The following is an 18,271-nucleotide window of genomic DNA, read 5'->3' on the forward strand; positions in this document are numbered from 1 at the left end:
CCAAAGGAGTGTATGACATGGCGATTACCTTGACTGAAAAAGCGGCTGACCGCGCCCGCGCCTATCTGGCTAAGAAGGAACAGGCGGAAGGTTTGCGGCTGGGCGTGCGCAACACCGGTTGTTCCGGCTATATGTATGTTGTGCAACTGGCTGAACAGATTGATCCTGATGATCAGGTCTTCGAGTCGCAAGGCGTCAAGGTCGTGGTGAGCGCCAGGAATCTGCCGTATCTGGATGGCATGGAGGTGGATTACGCCAAGTCAGGACTCAATGAAGGCTTCCGCTTCAACAATCCCAACGTCAAGGATGCCTGTGGCTGCGGCGAGAGCTTCAGCGTTTAAGCAACACTCCCCGCATCCGCTCCAGGCCCTCGGCTAGCCGGGCGCGGGGGCAAGCGAAATTCACTCGCACAAATCCTTCGCCGCCCGGCCCAAAGGTTGCGCCATCGTTTAGGGCCACGCCGGCCTGTTCAAGAAAGAAGCGCTGAGGATTGCCGGGAATACCTGCATCCCGGCAATCCAGCCAGGCCAGATAGGTCGCTTCTGGAACGGTCGCCTGGATGCCAGGCAGAGCGCGAATCACGGTATCCGCCAGATAATCCCGGTTAGCAGTCAGATACAGCAACAGTTCCCGCAACCAGTCACCGCCGTGTTGATAGGCAGCCAGCGCCGCGGTCAAGCCAAGAATATTCACATCTGGAACGATGCCGCGCAGCGCCTGTTTGAAACGCTGTCTGAGTTGCGGATTCTGGATAATGGCAAAACTGGCGCCCAGTCCTGGAATATTGAAGGTCTTGCTGGGCGCCATTAGCGTAATGCAGCGGCGGGCAATTTCCGGACTCAACGTCGCCAGTGGCGTATGCCGCCGCCCGTCCAGCAGCAGATCGCAGTGAATCTCGTCCGAGCAGACGGTCAGATCGTGGTGTTCGCAAAGATCCGCCAGCCGGGTCAGTTCTTCATTATTGAACGCCCGTCCGACCGGGTTATGCGGATGGCAGAGGATGAACAGCCGGGTGTGTGCGCTAATCGCCGCAGCAAGCACGGTGTCGTCAAAGGTGTAGTAAAGCCGCTTGCCGTCGGTTTCCAAAGTTAATTCGGCGGTGACCAGCCGTCGCTCCTGATAGCCTGGCGCGGCCAGGAACGGTGGATAGACCGGGGTTTGCACCAGCACTTCATCGCCCGGTTCGCCAACCGCCCGGCATACCACGTTCAAGCCGCACACTAGCCCCGGCAAATAGATGATTTGCTCGGGGGTAACCGTCCACTGATAGAGATCGGCCATCCGTGCGCACAGGGTTTCGGTCAATGCCTCCGGCGGCGCTCCGTAACCGAACACGCCGTGCGCGACTCGTTCGCGCAACGCTGCTAACACCGATTCGGGAGCGGGAAAATCCATGTCGGCGACCCACAGTGGCAAGGCATCGCCGTAACGCTGCCATTTCAGGCTGTCAGTTCCTTGCCGGCAAGGCGACTGGTCAAAATTGTGATGCATCATCATCGATCCCGTACGGAGGTCATCGGCGTAGCCCGCCTGCCGGGATCGCCAGCGCCAGCGTCCTGTCCGACATCGACCATCCCCCTGCTATTGTCCCGCTAATAGCTAAAATCGTTAAATATTTATCAAAAAGTTGATTTATATATATTTTATAAAAAACTTCTGGTTCTTCGAGGGGGCTTGCGGAACAACCCGACTGGAGATATTCATGCTGGGCGCGCCTGTCAAGCTTTTTGCTCCATCATTGATGACAATATCCCGATAACTCTGCCTGGATTATCCTCAATGCTATAATCTTTAAGATCAATGTAAACAGTATTATCTGCTAATTTTAGGAATTTCCAAAATATTCCAGTTGTAACCGCACCATAGGTTATGGGTATATTGTTACCTTCTTTTCCATTAAATATTTTAGCGGCTACCATTTCAGCAATGCATTGACCCAATCCACTCATAATGTTTTCATTCTTTGCCTCTACAAGAGCAATCACTGGCGATTTTATAAATAGCTGCTCTGGAGATAAGCTAACTATGAAATCACAATAACCATTCAAGCCTCTATCTTTATCAATATTAAATTCTATTCCCGAGAAAAAACTGATCTTTCGATTAAATTTTTTTCTTACTTCAATTAGTACATCTGAAACAATTAGCTCAGATTTCGCCTTTTCTGTATTTATAGCAACAGCTAATGGCAGATTTTCTTCAAGAGTTTTAGAGAAATAGTCACTGATTTGAGAACTTTCAATGTTTGAAAAAATACCTAAACCTTCGACTATCTCTAACCCAAAGTCATCCTGGGTTTTTTTAATGCTAAAATCGCTGTATGACATGGTTAGTCCATTTATAGAGGTTCCAGGCATCAAGAACGGAAACAGGGTTCTTTCCCTCCAAAAACAGGAGGGAGTTTAAAGAGCAACCGTTCAGTTCCCCCCTTTAGCAAAGGGGGTGAGGGGGGATTTTGGCCTCGTCGCCCGTGCGAAATCCTCCCCGGCCCCCTTCAGCAAAGGGGGGAGATGAATGCTTATTTAGAGACATCACCTAATCGTAATGAACCTGCCGGTAGGACAACGCAATGGGTTGTCCCGACAGTAATTCGTTAATAAAGGTCCAGATGGTGTCCGCCGATGGTGGGCAACCGGGCAGAGAGTAGTCAATCTTTACCACTTCATGGATCGGATGCACTTTATTCAGCAACAGTGGAATTTCCGGATCGCTGGGAATTTGCGCATTGACCAAGCCAATCCCGCGCACGTAGGACTCGTCCAGGCATTCCTTGAGATCATATTGATTGCGCATAGCCGGAACGCCGCCATTCAGCGCGCAGGCGCCGATCGCCACCAGAATTTTGCAACGCGAACGAAACTCGATAAGAGTGTGAACATTTTCCGCGTTGCACACCCCGCCCTCAATCAAGCCAACATCGCAATCCCCTAGTTCCTTGATATCGGTCAGAGGACTGCGATCCAGCTCCACACGTTCGGCCAGATCAAACAACCGCTCGTCCAGATCGAGCAACGACATGTGACAACCAAAACATCCGGCTAGCGAACAGGTCGCAATTTTCAGTTTGGCTTCAATCATGGCGGCGCCCTCCCAAACTTTCCGACAACTGCGCCACATCGCCGACGACGTTGATCGGCTTGCGATCATAAAGCCGTTGCCCAATCGGAATATTATAACCCTGATGCTTGGTCAGAATCGAGCCGGTGGGACAGACTTGAGCCGCTTTGTCGTGAATGCTGAAATTTGTTGCGCCCAATTGTCCGGAAGGGGTGTTGACCACTAGGTGAGCCTGGATGCCGCGCCCTTCGACCGCGAAGATATTTTTACCATCCACATCCCGGCTGGCCCGGACGCAGAGTTCACAGAGAATGCAGCGGTTAAAGTCGATCACCGCCTCGGGATGCGAGGCATCCACTGGCCGGCGCGGGTAGAAATGCTTGAAGTGTGGCGCCAGCATCCCGACGTAGTAGGCGACCGCCTGCAATTGGCACGCCCCGCTTTTCTCGCAGGCCGGACAGACATGATTACCTTCGACGAACAGCATTTGCAAAATGCCGCGCCGAATGTCCCGCACTTCATCGGTCTCGCTTTGCACGGTCTGCCCGTCCGCCGCTGGCGTAGTGCAGGCCGCCTGCATGCGGTTGTTGACCTTGACCAGACAAACCCGGCAACTGCCATGCGGGGTAAATTCCGGGTTAAAACACAGGTGCGGAATATAGACGCCAGCCTCCAGCGCGGCTTGCATGACCGTCTGACCGTCCTGAAAGGGAATGCGCCGCCCGTCTAGGGTAAAGCTGTGTTCTTCGCTCATGGCATCACCCCTACCAGTAAATCTTCTTCGTTTAGGTATGCACCCGGATCATGCCGACCGGTCAACTGGCGGGCCTCTTCCAATGCCGCATTCAAATTGAAAGCTGGCTCATAGGCGGTAGAACGCAGGCGTCGTTCGTAGGCTTCCGTGAACTGCTCCAGGCTGTCCAGCACCGGATTGGGCGCGGTCTGGCCCAACCCACAATGGCAACTAACCTGCATGATCCGCCCCAGTTTGCGCATTTCTTCCAGATCATACAACGTGCCGTGACCGGTATGGACTTTTTCGACCAGATCGCGCATCAATGATGTGCCGACTCGACATGGCGTGCAGAATCCGCAGCTTTCATGAACAAAGAAATGGGCGAAATTACGCACCCCGTCCAGGATATCCCGTTTCTGATCAAAGACCATGAATGACCCGCCGGTCGCCAGATCCTCAAAGCAGATGCGTCGATCAAATTGCTTCTCGGAAATCATGTGCCCGGCCGGACCAGCCATCTGAATACCCTGTGCGTCATGCGCTCCGCAGTCTTCCAGCACTCGTCTGACGGTAACACCGAAGGGATATTCGTAGATACCCGGTCGCTCGCAGTCACCGCTAACGCTCAACAGCTTGGTGCCCTTGGAATGGGCGGTGCCGCGACTGGCGAACCAGTCACCGCCATCGACCGCAATTTTCGCGGCGGTCGCAAAGGTTTCGACATTGTTGACCACCGTGGGTTTATTCAAATAGCCATGTGTTGTTGGAAAGGGCGGACGGATACGCGGCACGCCGTGCTTACCTTCCAGCGACTCGATCAGCGCCGATTCTTCGCCACAAACATAAGCGCCTGCGCCGAGATGAATTTCAATATCGAAATTGAAGGAAGGGTCGCCAAGAATCCCCTCGCCCAGCAATCCCGCCTCGCGGCGCTGCTGGAGGGTAGCCTTGAGCGCGTTCAATAGATAACGATATTCGCCGCGCAGGTAAACAAACCCCTGACGCGCGCCGATGATTCGGCCACACAGGGTCATGCCCTCGAAAACGAGATCAGCGAAATCCTGCATCAACACCCGGTCCTTGAACGTGCCGGGTTCGCCTTCATCGGCGTTGCAGACCACGTATTTCATATCGCCCGGCGCATTGCGACAGGAGAGCCACTTGTTCGCCGAACCGAAACCGGCGCCGCCCTGACCGCGCAAGCCGGATTTGACCATTTCCTCCATGATGGCGTCCGGCCCCCGCTTCTGCGCCGCGCGCAGGGCTGAACCATCGGCGAAGTGTCGGCCCAGCAGAATATCAGCGCGGCGAATGTTGCTGTACACCTCGAAAAACTCGCGCGGCCATTCTGTCAGCGGAATGCGGCTTTCGACCAGATTAGCGATACGATCCAGGCGAGGTTTATCCAGGTGGGTCAGCGTATAGCCATTGACCAGCGCCGCCGGTCCCTGGTCGCACATACCGGTGCAGGACGTTGCGCCGACCGTGACCAGGCTATCAGCTCGGGTTTCGTTAACGCCAACTTTCAACCGTTCGCACAGATAATGTAACAGTTCACGGTTGCCCAGCATCCGGTCAGTAATGTTGTCGCTGAACAAAATGTCGTAGCGCCCACGTGGAGCCGTGTAGAGGAAGGAATAGAATTCGGCCACGCTGCGCACCTTGTCGGGTGAAATACCGAGTTCCTCGGCAACTCCCTCCAGGGTTTCGGGTGACAGCCAGGTTAAACGATCTTGTATGTCGCGCAGAATTTGCAGCAACCGGGTCGGCATGCCGCCGTGGCGCTGGACGATGTCGCGAATCGCCCCGGTCAGCGTACTGGATTCCGCCATGGCCACCTCCATTATTTAAACGCCGATCCGCCGGCGTCGGGGTGTGCGGATGGCGCATGATTTTATCGGACAGGCTTTGAACCTGGGTGTTATCAAGGATACCGCAATCGCATAATAAAAGCCCTTTTTTACCAATATTGACTTGACGCCTGTTCAGTTAATTTCAAACCATTCGCGCCTGCGCGGTTGAAGATTGTCTTGAACGTTATCAGGAGGATCTGTATGCGCATAGCCACGTCTACAGATTTAACCAATCGATCACGGTCAGGTCCAGGGGTAGCTCGCGGATGTGTCGACTCGGAGGCTGGACCGGTACGATCATCGCAGGCTGGCCGGTTTCCTCCGCATGATCGAAATCCGCCGTGCCGGCCTCATCTACGCCAGTGATTCGGAAGCGGCTGAACACATAGGGCAGTCCATTGGCCACCAGGCCGGAGGGCGCATCCATGACCTGCAAATGCAAATGGGGGGCAATGGAGTTGCCGGAGTTTCCGACCCGACCCAGTACCTGACCGCGCTGCACTCGATCCCCGGCGCGAACTTGAACGCTACCCGGCTGTAAATGGGCGTACAGCACATAAGCGCCTCGACCAAGATCAAGGATGATGTGGTTACCATCGGCCTCGGCTAAGGGGAGGTTCTCGGGAAACGCGCCCGGCGTCGCTTCCAGAAGACCATCCACCGCCACCGCTACGCGCGCTGGGGCGACCGCCAGAACCGGCTGCCCGTAGATGAAATAACTGTGCGGGTCATCGCGTGGTCCCTCGTAAATGCGATTCAGTCTGTCCAGTTTTTCCCAGTCGATGGCGAAGCGCTGACTGAGTCGGTACTCGCCATTCAAGGGCAACAGAGCGCGCAGATGGCGCGTCGAAGCACAACAGCCATCTGCGGCGATGTAACCCGCGCCCTGGAGCGGCGGCCCCAGCACTACCGTCGGCGATGATCCGACCTCGCTCGGCTCCCCCCTGGAAAGGCTCCGTTCCTGCCCAGGAGGCACGGCTGTCAACTGGGCGGTGACCCAGTGTTCCAGGGCGCCAGGCACGGATTCACGATCTGGAAAGCTCAAATGCAGGTACAGGATGCCAAACTGAGCGGCTTCCAGCAGGGCGGTGGTGACGCGCTGACCGGCGATCTGAAATTGCTCGGTGAGGCGTTCCCCGGAAAAGGCTTCCAGGACCACCAGGCGCTCGGCATCGCGCACCTCGACCTGCTCCAGCACCGCCGGGCCTGCCGTGGTGTTGCGTAACTCCAGCTCATAGACCAGATGCCAGCGCCGATCCGAGCCGAGAACCGCCTGCGGCTCGGCTAACACCCGCGTGAGAATCGGCGTGAAAACCGGTTCAACCGGTGGCGTTCGCGCAGCGATTTCGGTACCCGAGGCGACGCCCCCGATTAAACCCCACCCGAGCAGTAAACATAAAGCCAGGGTCAGTAAGTTCTTGTCCGATGTTTGCATGGAGTGCTCCCCGATTTTCAATCGATCCGAATGTCTGCTTAAATGTTTGTAGGTGATCCGGCCCGAAGAACAGGCCGCCGAGCATCTGGCGTGCTTTCGTCATTTTGAGTTGCGCGCTCCGGGAAACCTCAGTCCGGCTCAAGGTCTTCATAACACGCAGGAGTAAAACGCGGGGTACAGATCGCCAGAAAAATCAGATCGACAGCACCAATATTAGTGAGGCGTTGACGAGTTTCCGGCGGAATCACCACCACCGCTCCTGGTTCCACGGCTTCCGGCGGTAAGTCACCCACTTCAACCTGTCCCTGTCCTTCCAGAATCAGGTAGCGTTCGGTGACGCTCCGCAGGCGATGCCAGCGCGTAGTCATGCCCGCTTCCACCCGCGCGCGCGCCACCGAGACCGCATTATCTGTAGGCGCATTCCACCACTCGGTGATGAAACACCCCTCTGCAAAGTAATACTCGGCAGCCGGACTGTGATGAATCCAGGGTATCAGGGACTTCATACGGATAATGCCCAAAAGAAAATTACTGGTCCGATCCACCCCACAACGGAATCAGCGGCCACAACTCCTACGAACGCAGCGCCGCGACCAAATCCTGCACCGTCTCGGTCATGCAAGCCACCGCCTCAGCGGGTAAGGTCCACGGTAAATCGCCCACTTCCCAGTATTCAATAATCGACGCATAGGTCGGAAAGCGTTCAGTCACCATCGGCGCATGCTCCTGGCGACTCAACGCAATGATCCGCTGCGCCTGAGCGAAATCCTCCGATTGCGCAGACAACGGAGGGCGCAACGCGGACTCCAACGCCACCCCCAGGGCGGTCAATGCCTGATGGGTATGCGGCGACAGCGGCCCCGGATTGCGAAATACCGTAATGTCCGGCGCCAACCCCCGCGAATCCGCTCGCCAGGTAAGCGCGCGTTGCATGGCCAAATGGTTGAAATAGGCTTCACAGAACCGGCTACGATAATAGTTGCCGGTGCAAAGAAAGAGCACCTTGCGCATCAACACACATCGACCTCATTGGTTTTTAGCCTCCAGGGGAACATCACCATGACGCTGACGCTCATTTCTCCGGCCTTTGCCGAAGGCCAGACCATTCCCGCTCAGTATACCTGTCAAGGCCAAGATATTTCGCCACCCTTGCAATGGACGGGCCTTCCCGAAAAGACCCGCAGTCTGGTTTTGATCGTGGATGATCCCGATGCGCCCGACCCAAAGGCCCCGAAAATGACCTGGGTGCATTGGGTGCTGTACAACCTGCCGCCCGAAGCGTCCGGATTGACCGAAGGCATCGCCACCGCCCAGTTACCCCTGGGGACGGAGGAAGGTCTGAACGACTGGAAACACACTGGATATGGCGGACCTTGCCCGCCCATCGGTCGTCACCGCTATTTCCATAAACTCTATGCGCTGGATACCCATTTGGCAGGCCTGAGTAAACCCACTAAGGCCCAAGTAGAAGCCGCGATGCAGGGGCATCTCCTCGCGCAAGCGGTGTTGATCGGAACCTATCAGAAATAAGATGCTGTTCCGAAAACCGACCGAGCCTCACCCGTCGGCATGGCCCTTATTGGCGATGCCGCCCACCGGGCCACCCGGAATGCACTCGCATCCGCCAAGGTTAGGCGTACCGCCGCCCAGTATTACGCCAGTCACTGATTTTGAACAGAATTCGCGGTGCAATGGCCTTTCCTAATCAAAAATCTTCCCTGGATTCATAATTCCATTCGGATCAAATACTTGCTTGATCGCCCGCAGGTAACCGATTTCAGTTTCATCCCGGGTATAGCGCAGATAAGGCTTTTTCAGCAGACCGACCCCATGTTCGGCAGAAATGCTGCCGCCATGTTGTTGCAACACCGTGAAGAGATGCTCGCTGACATTCCCGCATTTTTTCGCAAACGCCGCCGCGTCCAGATCAGCGGGTTTGAGAATGTTGATGTGTACGTTGCCGTCGCCAATATGGCCATACCAGAGCACCTCGAAATCCGGGTATTCCCGAGTTAACAGGGCGTCAGCCTCACTCAGAAAAACGGGTACGCGCGAAATACGCAGGGCGATGTCATTTTTATAGGGTTGATAACCCGCGATGGATTCGCTGATATCTTCGCGCAGTCGCCACAACTCCTGGGCCTGTGCTTCACTCTGGCTAATCACGCCATCGGTCAACCAGCCTTGCTCGGCGCAATGTTCAAACAGATTTAAGGCCGTGTCCGTCTGTAATCCGTCTGCGTTCTCAAATTCAATGAGCACATAATAGTCCGTCTGCGCCTCGAAAGGCCGGTGCAGACCCCGGGCTAGCACGTGGCGTAACGCCTTTTCCGAGAAGAATTCGAAAGCGCTCAACTCCAACTTGTTGCGAAAGATGTGATACAGCGACATGATGCTGTCCAGATTCGGCACACCCAGCACCATCACGCTTGGTTCGCGCAGAGAGCGGGTCAGTTTTAGCGTCGCCTCGACGATGAGGCCCAGGGTGCCTTCGCTGCCGATGAACAGATGCCGCAGGTCGTAACCGCTGGCGTTTTTAATCAAGCCCCGATTGAGGTCCAGCAAGTCGCCGCGCCCCGTGACGACTTTCAGTCCGGTGACCCAGTCGCGGGTCAAGCCATAGCGAATCACCTTGATGCCGCCAGCGTTGGTGGCGATGTTGCCGCCAATCTGGCTGGAGCCGCGCGATGCGAAATCGACCGGATAGTACAAACCATGTTCACGAGCAAAGTTTTGCAGAACCTCGGTGATCACTCCAGCTTCGCAGGTCACGCTGCGGTCGGTGGGGTCGAAGTTGAGAATCCGGTTCATGCGCTCCATCGAAATCACGATTTCCCCCTGGCAGGCGACGGCTCCGCCGCTCAGGCCAGTGCGTCCTCCGGATGGAACCAGCGCCAGTTGATGCGCATTAGCGTAACGGACCAGCGCTTGCGCCTCTTCAATCGTTCCCGGCAAAACTATGGCCAGCGGATTGGGCGTGTGCAGTCGCGTCCAGTCGCGACCATAGTTCAGGCAACAGTCGGGATCGCTGCGCACATAAGCAGGTTCGATGAGGGTTTGCAGGCCGTCCAGCAGGGCGGCGGCATTCGGGTCATGCAAGGTCATCGGCGGTTGGCGCTCCGAGGTAAAAGTACTGAATTGACCAATCCCAGCCAAAATGGCTCTGTTTGAATCCGTTAAAATTTAACCCTTCAGCTTCTCCATCAACAATTCGTTCACCTGCTGCGGATTGGCTTTGCCCTTGGACAGCTTCATTACCTGGCCGACGAAGAAGCCAAACAGCTTGTCCTTGCCGGCGCGGTACTGAGCGAGCTGATCCGGATTCGCGGCAATCACATCATCAATCACTTTTTCAATCGCCGATGTGTCGGTAATCTGCCGCAGACCGCGTTTTTCAATGACCGCGTCCGCATCGCTCTCGCCAGCCCACATCGCTTCGAAGACTTCTTTAGCGATCTTGCCGGAGATGGTGCGGTCCTGGATCCGGCGCAGTAAGCCCGCCAATTGCGCGGCGTTGACCGGACTGTCGGCAATCTCCCGGTTCTCCTTGTTCAGGAACGCCGAAAAATCGCCCATGACCCAATTGGCGCACAGTTTCGGCTCACCGCCCAAAGCCGCGACCGTCGCTTCGTAATAACCCGCCAATTCACGACTCACGGTCAATACAGCAGCGTCATACGCCGATAAGCCATACTGCTCCATGAACCGCTGTTTTTTGACATCCGGCAGTTCCGGCAAGTCGGCGCGAGCAACATCGATAAACGCCTCGTCCAGCGCCAGCGGCAACAGATCGGGGTCGGGAAAATAACGGTAGTCATTCGCTTCCTCCTTGCTGCGCATGGAGCGGGTTTCGCCCTGGTCTGGATCATACAGCCGGGTTTCCTGCACGACCTTGCCGCCGGATTCGATCAGATCAATCTGCCGCTCGATCTCGAATTCAATCGCTCGTTCCACAAAACGAAACGAATTCAGATTCTTGATCTCGGCGCGGGTGCCGAACTTGGGATCGCCCTTAGGTCGCACCGAAACATTCGCGTCGCAACGGAACGAGCCTTCCTGCATATTGCCGTCGCAGATACCCAGATAGACCACCAACTGATGCAGCTTCTTCATGTAGGCTACGGCTTCCTTCGCCGAACGCAAATCCGGCTCGGAAACGATTTCCAGCAACGGCGTCCCGGCGCGGTTCAGGTCAATCCCGGACTGGCCGTGGAAGTCTTCGTGCAGCGACTTGCCGGCGTCCTCTTCCAGATGCGCGCGCGTGACGCCGATGACCTTGCTGACGCCCTCTTCCAGGTCGATGACCAGTTGGCCTTTCTGCACCACTGGTAATTCATACTGGCTGATCTGATAACCCTTGGGCAAATCAGGATAGAAATAATTCTTGCGAGCGAAGATCGACCGGCGGGCGACTTCCGCACCGATCGCCAACCCGAACATGGCCGCCATGCGCACCGCTTCCCAATTCAGAACCGGCAACACGCCTGGCATCCCGAGATCAATCGCGCAGGCTTGCGTATTTGGTTCTGCGCCATAAGCCGTTGCAGCGCTGGAGAAGATTTTGCTTTTGGTAGCAAGTTGGGCATGGATTTCCAGCCCAATCACGGTTTCCCATTCCATATCGTTGACCCTTTAAAAACCCGCTGGAGTGCGTGCGTGCCAATCGGTCACCTGCTGATAGCGATGCGCAATGTTCAGTAGTCGGTCCTCGGCGAAGTAGCGACCAATCACTTGCAGGCCAACCGGACGCGCGCCGATAAAACCTACTGGCAGCGATAACCCCGGCAATCCAGCCAGATTTACGGCAATCGTGTAAATATCTGACAGATACATAGTGATTGGATCATCCGCCTTCTCGCCGAGATTGAACGCCACGGTCGGCGAAGTCGGTCCCATAATCACGTCGACCTGTTCAAACGCCCGCCGGAAGTCATCACTGATCAAGCGGCGAATCTGCTGCGCTTTCAGATAGTAGGCATCGTAATAGCCGGCGGAGAGCGCGAAAGTCCCCACTAGAATCCGGCGCGTGACTTCAGGGCCGAAGCCTTCGCCGCGCGAACGGGTGTACAAATCCAAAAGGTCCTTGGGATTTTTGCAACGATGACCGTAGCGCACCCCGTCAAACCGCGCCAGATTAGAGGAGCATTCAGCCGGGGCGACCACGTAATAGGCAGGGATCGCCAACTGACTGTTCGGCAGGCTGATCTCTATCGTTTCCGCGCCCAGTTTCCGGTATTCGGCAATCGCTGCTTCAACGACTTGCGCGACCGCGTTGTCCAGTCCCTCACCGAAATATTCTTTGGGCAGACCGATTTTCAGTCCCGCCAAAGGCGGGTCGAGAGCGGCGGCGTAGTCTGGGACAGGGCGGTCGACGCTGGTGGAATCGCGGGGATCGAACCCCGCCATCGCGCCCAACAACAACGCGCAATCTTCAGCAGTGCGCGCCATGGGTCCGCCCTGATCGAGACTGGAAGCATAGGCAATCATGCCCCAGCGCGACACCCGGCCATAGGTCGGTTTAAGACCGGTAATGCCACACAACGCGGCGGGCTGGCGAATCGAGCCGCCTGTGTCCGTACCTGTTGCGCCCGGCGTTAAACGCGCCGCCACCGCGGCGGCGGAACCCCCGGAGGAGCCGCCGGGCACCGCATCCAGATCCCAGGGATTGCGCACCGGGCCGTAGAAGCTGGTCTCATTGGACGAACCCATGGCGAATTCGTCCATGTTAGTCTTGCCGAGCATCACTGCGCCCGCGGCGTTCAGCTTTTCAACGACAGTGGCGTTATACGGTGCGATAAAGTTGTCCAGCATCCGGGAACCGCAGGAAGTGCGAACGCCGTCGGTGCAGAAAATGTCCTTCTGCGCGATGGGAACGCCGGTTAAGGGTCCGGCCTCGCCCCGTTGCCGGCGTTCGTCAGCAGCGCGCGCCTGATCCAGTGCGGATTCAGCGGTCAGGGTGATAAAGGCGTTGAGTTGCGGATTGAATCGCTCGATGCGCTCCAGTAAAGCGCGGGTCAATTCTTCACTGCTGAATTCGCCGGCGGCGAGACTGGCGCTGAGTTGGGCAATCGTTTTGTCGTGCATAGCGGCGGATAGCAAAATAGTTATTCAATAACCTTCGGCACCAGATACAACCCGGCCTCGGTCAAGGGAGCGATGGACTGGAAATGTTCGCGCTGATTGACTTCGTTGACTTCATCGGCGCGCAGACGTTGCGCCATGTCGTCCAGCGGATGGGCCATGGGCGTGACGCCGGTTGTATCCACGGCGTTCATTTGCTCTACCAGTTCCAGAATAGCCGACAGGTTGCGGGCATAGGCGGGTGCATTTTCTTCATGAATGGCCAGTCGCGCCAGATGCGCGATTTTAGCAACTTCGGCAGTTCCCAAAGGCGTCATGCGCATTTTCTCCTTAGCAATGGATTCGGACGCGCAACCCTATCATAATCAGGACTATCGCGCCATGTGGAAGGTTAATCATCTCACCACCTATCAGTTCCGCATCAGTAGATGTTGTAGCCTGGATTCCGCTTCGCTTCATCCAGGCTACGAGTTACGAGCTGCAAGCTATCGATCTGTCCGCGATGAGGAACTGATAGGTGGTAAGGGTTAACCATAGCGATGGCGGTGAACTACGGTAGCTTGCCCTTTGCCGAGGTGCTGGCCTTCTTCCGCCATAAGCTCAACCTGCCTACCCAGCAGTGGGACGATCTGCTCGGCGCGGCGCAGGATCGCGCCTTCGTCGTTGTCGGGGCGATGCAGGCGGATTTATTGCAGTATTTAACGTGAGTTATTCCTTTACTAATACCATTTACTGAAAGATTCTGTTATTTAATGGCATTAAGAGTAAAATTATAGCCTGTCAGGGAGGCGAGTTCATTTTGAGTAATAGACTGAATGATCTTATCAACCTCGCGGCGCAGATCATCAATACTTTTTGAACCAACTCAGTTTTTCTTTAAAAAATTGCCAAGCTCTCTCAATAGGATTGAGTTCCGGACTATAGGGCAGCTGAAAGATAAGAATAATATTTTTAGGAATCTCAATTTTTTTCGCTAAATGAAATCGCCCATTATCGAATTGAACCACATTTAAATTGTTCGGATAAGTCGATGTAGGGTACGCACCGCGTACCTTGGAGTGCAGGCTAAACAGGTTGCCAGACTACAGGAGTATTTATACCAATTACCGTTAGGTTTAACTCGAAAAATGGAGGGGCCGCTAGGGTTACCCAGGGAAAGAAAGATTCAGAATCTATCGGTAAACGGTATTACGTCGTCAGGGCGGGTTTGGATGCAGCGCCACTGAGCCTTTGCTACACTTCGTCAACTTCTTCCAATCTCCGTCAAAAATGGCGTGTCCTGCATGTGTGGCCGGTTTATCCAATCCTCGTCCAGCGACCGGCTGGCCGAACGGTTCCATCTGCCGGCGATCCCGGCCCGGACGCCGCGCTATAATCTCGCGCCAAGCCAGTCCATCCTGGCCATCCGTATGGCCGAATCGGGGCAGCGGGAAGCCGTGGCCTTGCGCTGGGGCTTGGTGCCAGCCTGGTCGCCAGAACCGCGCACGGCGTACAGCACCATCAATGCCCGCGCCGAGACCGTGGCCGAGAAGCTGACCTATCGCCAGGCGTTTCGGCAACGGCGCTGTCTGATCCCCGCCGATGGGTTCTATGAATGGCGTAAAGAGGGTTCGCGCAAACAGCCGTACTGTATTGCCCCGACCGATGGCCAGCTCCTGACCTTTGCCGGTTTATGGGAACACTGGGAACGGGAGGGGCAGTTGGTGGAGTCCTGCACGATTCTGGTCACTGCGGCCAATGCTCTGATTGCCCCGATTCATGACCGGATGCCGGTAATTCTCGCTCCCGAGGACGAAGCCCGCTGGCTGGATCCAGCGCTCACCGATCCTGCCGTCCTGAAACCGCTGCTCCGTCCTTGTCACCCGGCGCGGTTGCGCGTCTGGCCAGTGAGCACCGCCGTCAACGCGCCCGGCCACGACGGGCCGGAACTGATGGCGCCACTGCGAGCCAGCTTGAACCTGTAAGCCGCCTGATCTCCCTGGATCACCGTCTCATCTGCAATCAATTCTGTTACGCCTTTGCACCGCTTTCCCGGAAAGCATGTTGAAGAGTTAGGCTACACGAAACCCCGGAATAAGGCGGTTCTTGCTCTAACATGATTACACTTTATTAATCATGAAGTTATTGTCTTCTCTTTTCCGTTCTCGTCTGCCATACTCAAAGAAAACCCGAGAACGAAAATGCTAAATTCACCCACACTTCCCAGGCGAGGCAGGCCGTACGCTTCCAGCAATGATCCGATGGCGTGACTGCCAGGAGCCAATGTCGACTTTTACAGCTACCCGATCGACCGATTATTAAGTGTGGGAGGCGGCAAGCTTGTCGCCCCTGATTTCTCCGGTTAGCGCGGGTACAGTGGTGGTTGATCCTCGTGTTATCAGGAGTCCGCTGCTATGAACCCGCAAGATTATCCCCGCCGTATTTTGTTATGTGTCACCGGCCTGTCGCCGCAGATCGTAACCGAAACCGTCTATGCGCTCACGATGATCAGTGAGCCGCGTTTTATCCCGACCGAAATCCATGTGCTAACCACGGCCGAAGGCGCCGAACGGGCGCGGTTGACGCTGCTTAGTGAGGATCCGGGCTGGTTCCATCGGTTACGCGGAGATTATGGCCTACCGGACATCGACTTTACGCATCATCATCTGCATATCCTACGCGACGCTGAAGGCCGGTTGCTCAACGACATTCGCGGCGTGAGCGATAATGAAGCGATTGCCGACGCCATCACTGCCCAAGTCAGGGAACTCACCGCCGATCCGGAGAGCGCCGTCCATGCCTCGATCGCCGGGGGACGCAAGACCATGGGCTTTTATCTCGGCTATGCCCTGTCGCTGTTTGGGCGGTCCCAGGATCGCCTTTCCCATGTCCTGGTTTCGAGTCCCTTTGAGACCAACGCCAACTTTTTCTACCCCAGTCCCACGCCAAAAGTCATCTTTGCCAATCCGCCGGATCAACGGCCGCTGGATGCCAACTCCGCCGAAATTACCTTGGCCGATATTCCCTTTGTGCGGTTGCGCGATGGTTTGCAAGAGCATCTCCTGGAACCCGGCGCCAGCTTCAGCGCGGTGGTGGCTCAGGCGCAACGTAATCTGGCCGCGCCTCATCTGACATTAAACCCGGCACGCTGTCAGGTGCGCTTTGGCGAGACGGCATTGACATTGCCCCCCGTGGATTTCGCTTTTTATGCCTGGTTGGCGCGGCGGTCCCTTGCGGGACAACCCGGTGTTTGCCGTGGCCGAATCAGTGCGGCGGATACCCTTGAGTTTCTCAAAGAATACCAAGGGTTGCGCGGCGATCTGGATCAGGAAATAGAGCGTGTAGCGCAAGCGCTACGTAACGGTATGGATCCCAGCTACTTCGATAACCGTTTGACGAACCTGCATCGAAAACTGGTGCGGGCGCTGGGCAAACCCGGCGCACACGCTTATTTCATTCACAGCGATAAGCAGCGTCCTTTATCGCGCTATGCCTTGACCTTGCCACCGGGACAGATTTGTTTTGTCGCGATGGCGAATGACAAGCTTGTCACCGGCGATGAATCGCTCTGATGTCCTGCATACTCGACTCGATCGCTACAACAACCGGCTCGACTGAAGATCGGGCGTCTTACGGAGAATATGAATGGCGCATACGCTGATTTCTTTCCTGGGTCGGGTCCCGAAGGGTGAAAACGGTTACCGGACAACCCGCTATAGCTTCGATGATCAATTGGCGGAACCAACGGCGTTTATTGGCTGGACCTTGCGTCAGCGACTGGCGCCGGATCGGCTGGTGATTCTGGGTACGGCCGGCAGCATGTGGGATCACTTGTTTGAAAGGGATATCAATTTTGGCGTTGTGGCGGAGGATGAACGCCTGGCGTTGCAGGAGGCAACCGAGACTAAAACGGTCACGGAAGCATTATTGGAACCCTTAATGCCCTTGCTGGAAAAGGAATTCGGTTGCGAGGTGCGCCTGGTCTTGATTCCCTATTGCCGCAATGAAGCGGAGCAACTGGAGTTGTTGCGTCTGATGGCGGCGGAAGTGAACGCTGGCGATCAGGTCAGTCTCGATGTGACTCACGGTTTTCGACATTTGCCCATGTTGGCCCTGCTCAGCGCCATGCATTTGCAAGCCGTGCGTAACGCGACCGTTGAAGGTATCTATTACGGTGCTTACGATCATGATTCCGGCGAGGCGCCGGTCTATAACCTCGCTGGTTTGCTCCGCATCGCCCGTTGGTTAAATGCACTGAATACTTACGACAAGGATGGCGACTATGGCGCATTTTCCGAATTACTTGGACCCGCCGGCGCGCAATTGGCAAAAGCCGCTTTCTTCGAGCGCACCAGCAACCCCGTCAAGGCGCGTGAAGCGCTTACCGCCTGGATCAATCGCGATGATCGCTATCCAGACCATGATCCGGCGACCTTCCTTTTTCGTGATCAGTTAGAACAGCGTATCCGCTGGTTTCGTTTTCCCAGTCGGCCTGATTGGGAGAAAACCCTGGCTTGGGAGTACCTGGAGCGTGGTGATTATGTGCGCGCCGCCATCTACGGTTTGGAAGCGGTGATTTCCCAGGAGATCATTGAACGCGGTCAGGATGCTGGTGATTTCGACTGCCGCGATGCGTTGCGTAACGAGCTAAGGGATACACGGGAGGGCTTCAAAACCTTGGGGCGGATGCGCAATGCATTCGCCCACGGAGTGCGTCCTTTCAACCGGGATGCGGAATGGGCGATTAGCAGCCCTACCAATTTACGCAATACCCTGAAAAGTCTTTTCATGCAATTGCTCGGCCCGCAGTAAAGCCCATGACCACCTACTTTGTAACGCGCCACCCTGGCGCAGTGGATTGGGCCGCTACGGAAGGACTCATCGTTGATATACAGGCAGCCCATCTCGATCCGCAAATTATCCAGGCGGGCGATACGGTGATCGGGACGCTGCCGATTCACCTGGCCGCGCAAGTTTGCGCGCGGGGTGGACGCTATCTGCATTTAAGTATGGAGATACCAGAAGAGGCGCGGGGTCGTGAATTAACCGTCGCTGATTTACGTCAGTTTGGGGCGCGGCTGGAGGCTTATCAGGTTATTCCGGCCAGTACGGATTAAGCAGTTCAAAGTT

20 protein-coding genes are annotated in these 18,271 nt (G+C 55.9%); 7 read left to right on the forward strand and 13 right to left on the reverse strand.

Going from position 1 to position 18,271, the window contains the following annotated elements:
* The first annotated feature begins 17 nt into the window (after window positions 1-17).
* Window positions 18-341 carry an iron-sulfur cluster assembly accessory protein gene (locus H6973_09905; GenBank protein ID MCP5125929.1) on the forward strand — a complete coding sequence of 108 codons (324 nt, stop codon included), beginning with the start codon at window positions 18-20 and terminating at the stop codon, window positions 339-341.
* Here the strand turns inward: H6973_09905 and H6973_09910 are convergent.
* From H6973_09910 to H6973_09945, 8 genes are all read right to left on the reverse strand, one after another.
* Window positions 331-1,491: a putative C-S lyase gene (locus tag H6973_09910; GenBank protein ID MCP5125930.1), complete on the reverse strand. Its 1,161-nt coding sequence runs from the start codon at window positions 1,489-1,491 to the stop codon at window positions 331-333. The genes H6973_09905 and H6973_09910 overlap by 11 nt on opposite strands.
* 227 nt (window positions 1,492-1,718) lie before the next feature.
* Window positions 1,719-2,327 carry a hypothetical protein gene (locus tag H6973_09915; GenBank protein MCP5125931.1) on the reverse strand — a complete coding sequence of 203 codons (609 nt, stop codon included), beginning with the start codon at window positions 2,325-2,327 and terminating at the stop codon, window positions 1,719-1,721.
* 208 nt (window positions 2,328-2,535) lie between these two features.
* Window positions 2,536-3,075: an NADP oxidoreductase gene (locus H6973_09920; GenBank protein MCP5125932.1), complete on the reverse strand. Its 540-nt coding sequence runs from the start codon at window positions 3,073-3,075 to the stop codon at window positions 2,536-2,538.
* Window positions 3,071-3,811 (reverse strand): (2Fe-2S)-binding protein, encoded by a 741-nt coding sequence (locus tag H6973_09925; protein ID MCP5125933.1) that lies wholly within the window; start codon window positions 3,809-3,811, stop codon window positions 3,071-3,073. The genes H6973_09920 and H6973_09925 overlap by 5 nt, the downstream gene beginning before the upstream one ends.
* Window positions 3,808-5,625: an NAD(P)H-dependent oxidoreductase subunit E gene (locus H6973_09930; GenBank protein MCP5125934.1), complete on the reverse strand. Its 1,818-nt coding sequence runs from the start codon at window positions 5,623-5,625 to the stop codon at window positions 3,808-3,810. Before H6973_09930 ends, H6973_09925 begins: the two co-directional genes overlap by 4 nt.
* A gap of 238 nt (window positions 5,626-5,863) precedes the next feature.
* On the reverse strand, window positions 5,864-7,081 hold the full coding sequence (locus H6973_09935) for a M23 family metallopeptidase (GenBank protein ID MCP5125935.1): 1,218 nt from the start codon (window positions 7,079-7,081) through the stop codon (window positions 5,864-5,866).
* A gap of 128 nt (window positions 7,082-7,209) precedes the next feature.
* Window positions 7,210-7,587 carry a cupin domain-containing protein gene (locus H6973_09940; protein MCP5125936.1) on the reverse strand — a complete coding sequence of 126 codons (378 nt, stop codon included), beginning with the start codon at window positions 7,585-7,587 and terminating at the stop codon, window positions 7,210-7,212.
* 67 nt (window positions 7,588-7,654) lie between these two features.
* Window positions 7,655-8,098 carry a low molecular weight phosphatase family protein gene (locus H6973_09945; protein MCP5125937.1) on the reverse strand — a complete coding sequence of 148 codons (444 nt, stop codon included), beginning with the start codon at window positions 8,096-8,098 and terminating at the stop codon, window positions 7,655-7,657.
* Between the two features lie 42 nt (window positions 8,099-8,140).
* Between H6973_09945 and H6973_09950 the strand changes: the two genes are divergently transcribed.
* Window positions 8,141-8,611 (forward strand): YbhB/YbcL family Raf kinase inhibitor-like protein, encoded by a 471-nt coding sequence (locus H6973_09950; GenBank protein ID MCP5125938.1) that lies wholly within the window; start codon window positions 8,141-8,143, stop codon window positions 8,609-8,611.
* Between the two features lie 171 nt (window positions 8,612-8,782).
* Here the strand turns inward: H6973_09950 and H6973_09955 are convergent, their stop codons facing one another.
* From H6973_09955 to gatC, 4 genes are all read right to left on the reverse strand, one after another.
* On the reverse strand, window positions 8,783-10,186 hold the full coding sequence (locus tag H6973_09955) for an FAD-binding oxidoreductase (GenBank protein ID MCP5125939.1): 1,404 nt from the start codon (window positions 10,184-10,186) through the stop codon (window positions 8,783-8,785).
* 78 nt (window positions 10,187-10,264) lie between these two features.
* The gene (gene gatB / locus H6973_09960) at window positions 10,265-11,701 is read right to left on the reverse strand and encodes an Asp-tRNA(Asn)/Glu-tRNA(Gln) amidotransferase subunit GatB (GenBank protein ID MCP5125940.1); all 1,437 of its coding nucleotides are present in this window, start codon (window positions 11,699-11,701) and stop codon (window positions 10,265-10,267) included.
* Between the two features lie 12 nt (window positions 11,702-11,713).
* Window positions 11,714-13,165, reverse strand: coding sequence for an Asp-tRNA(Asn)/Glu-tRNA(Gln) amidotransferase subunit GatA (gene gatA / locus H6973_09965; GenBank protein MCP5125941.1), 1,452 nt, complete (start codon window positions 13,163-13,165; stop codon window positions 11,714-11,716).
* Between the two features lie 20 nt (window positions 13,166-13,185).
* Complete coding sequence (gene gatC, locus H6973_09970) at window positions 13,186-13,479, reverse strand: Asp-tRNA(Asn)/Glu-tRNA(Gln) amidotransferase subunit GatC (GenBank protein ID MCP5125942.1); 294 nt, start codon at window positions 13,477-13,479, stop codon at window positions 13,186-13,188.
* A gap of 228 nt (window positions 13,480-13,707) precedes the next feature.
* Here gatC and H6973_09975 point away from each other — a divergent pair, with 228 nt between their 5' ends.
* Window positions 13,708-13,869, forward strand: a complete 162-nt coding sequence (locus tag H6973_09975) for a hypothetical protein (protein ID MCP5125943.1) — start codon at window positions 13,708-13,710, stop codon at window positions 13,867-13,869.
* Window positions 13,870-14,007: 138 nt separating this feature from the next.
* Here the strand turns inward: H6973_09975 and H6973_09980 are convergent, their stop codons facing one another.
* A complete protein-coding gene (locus tag H6973_09980; GenBank protein ID MCP5125944.1) occupies window positions 14,008-14,169 on the reverse strand; it encodes a transposase in 162 nt (53 codons plus the stop codon).
* Window positions 14,170-14,445: 276 nt separating this feature from the next.
* On the opposite strand from H6973_09980, the gene H6973_09985 reads away from it, so the two are divergent.
* The 4 genes from H6973_09985 (at window position 14,446) to csx16 (ending at window position 18,258) form a co-directional block, all read left to right on the forward strand.
* Entirely contained in the window at window positions 14,446-15,126 is a 681-nt protein-coding gene (locus tag H6973_09985; protein MCP5125945.1) for an SOS response-associated peptidase, read from the forward strand.
* A 429-nt stretch (window positions 15,127-15,555) separates the two neighbouring features.
* Window positions 15,556-16,713, forward strand: coding sequence for a TIGR02584 family CRISPR-associated protein (locus H6973_09990; protein MCP5125946.1), 1,158 nt, complete (start codon window positions 15,556-15,558; stop codon window positions 16,711-16,713).
* Window positions 16,714-16,786: 73 nt separating this feature from the next.
* The gene (locus H6973_09995) at window positions 16,787-17,953 is read left to right on the forward strand and encodes a TIGR02221 family CRISPR-associated protein (GenBank protein MCP5125947.1); all 1,167 of its coding nucleotides are present in this window, start codon (window positions 16,787-16,789) and stop codon (window positions 17,951-17,953) included.
* 5 nt (window positions 17,954-17,958) lie between these two features.
* Entirely contained in the window at window positions 17,959-18,258 is a 300-nt protein-coding gene (gene csx16, locus H6973_10000; GenBank protein ID MCP5125948.1) for a CRISPR-associated protein Csx16, read from the forward strand.
* Window positions 18,259-18,271: the final 13 nt, after the last annotated feature.

This window comes from Gammaproteobacteria bacterium (assembly GCA_024235095.1).
Classification (GTDB): domain Bacteria; phylum Pseudomonadota; class Gammaproteobacteria; order Competibacterales; family Competibacteraceae; genus UBA2383.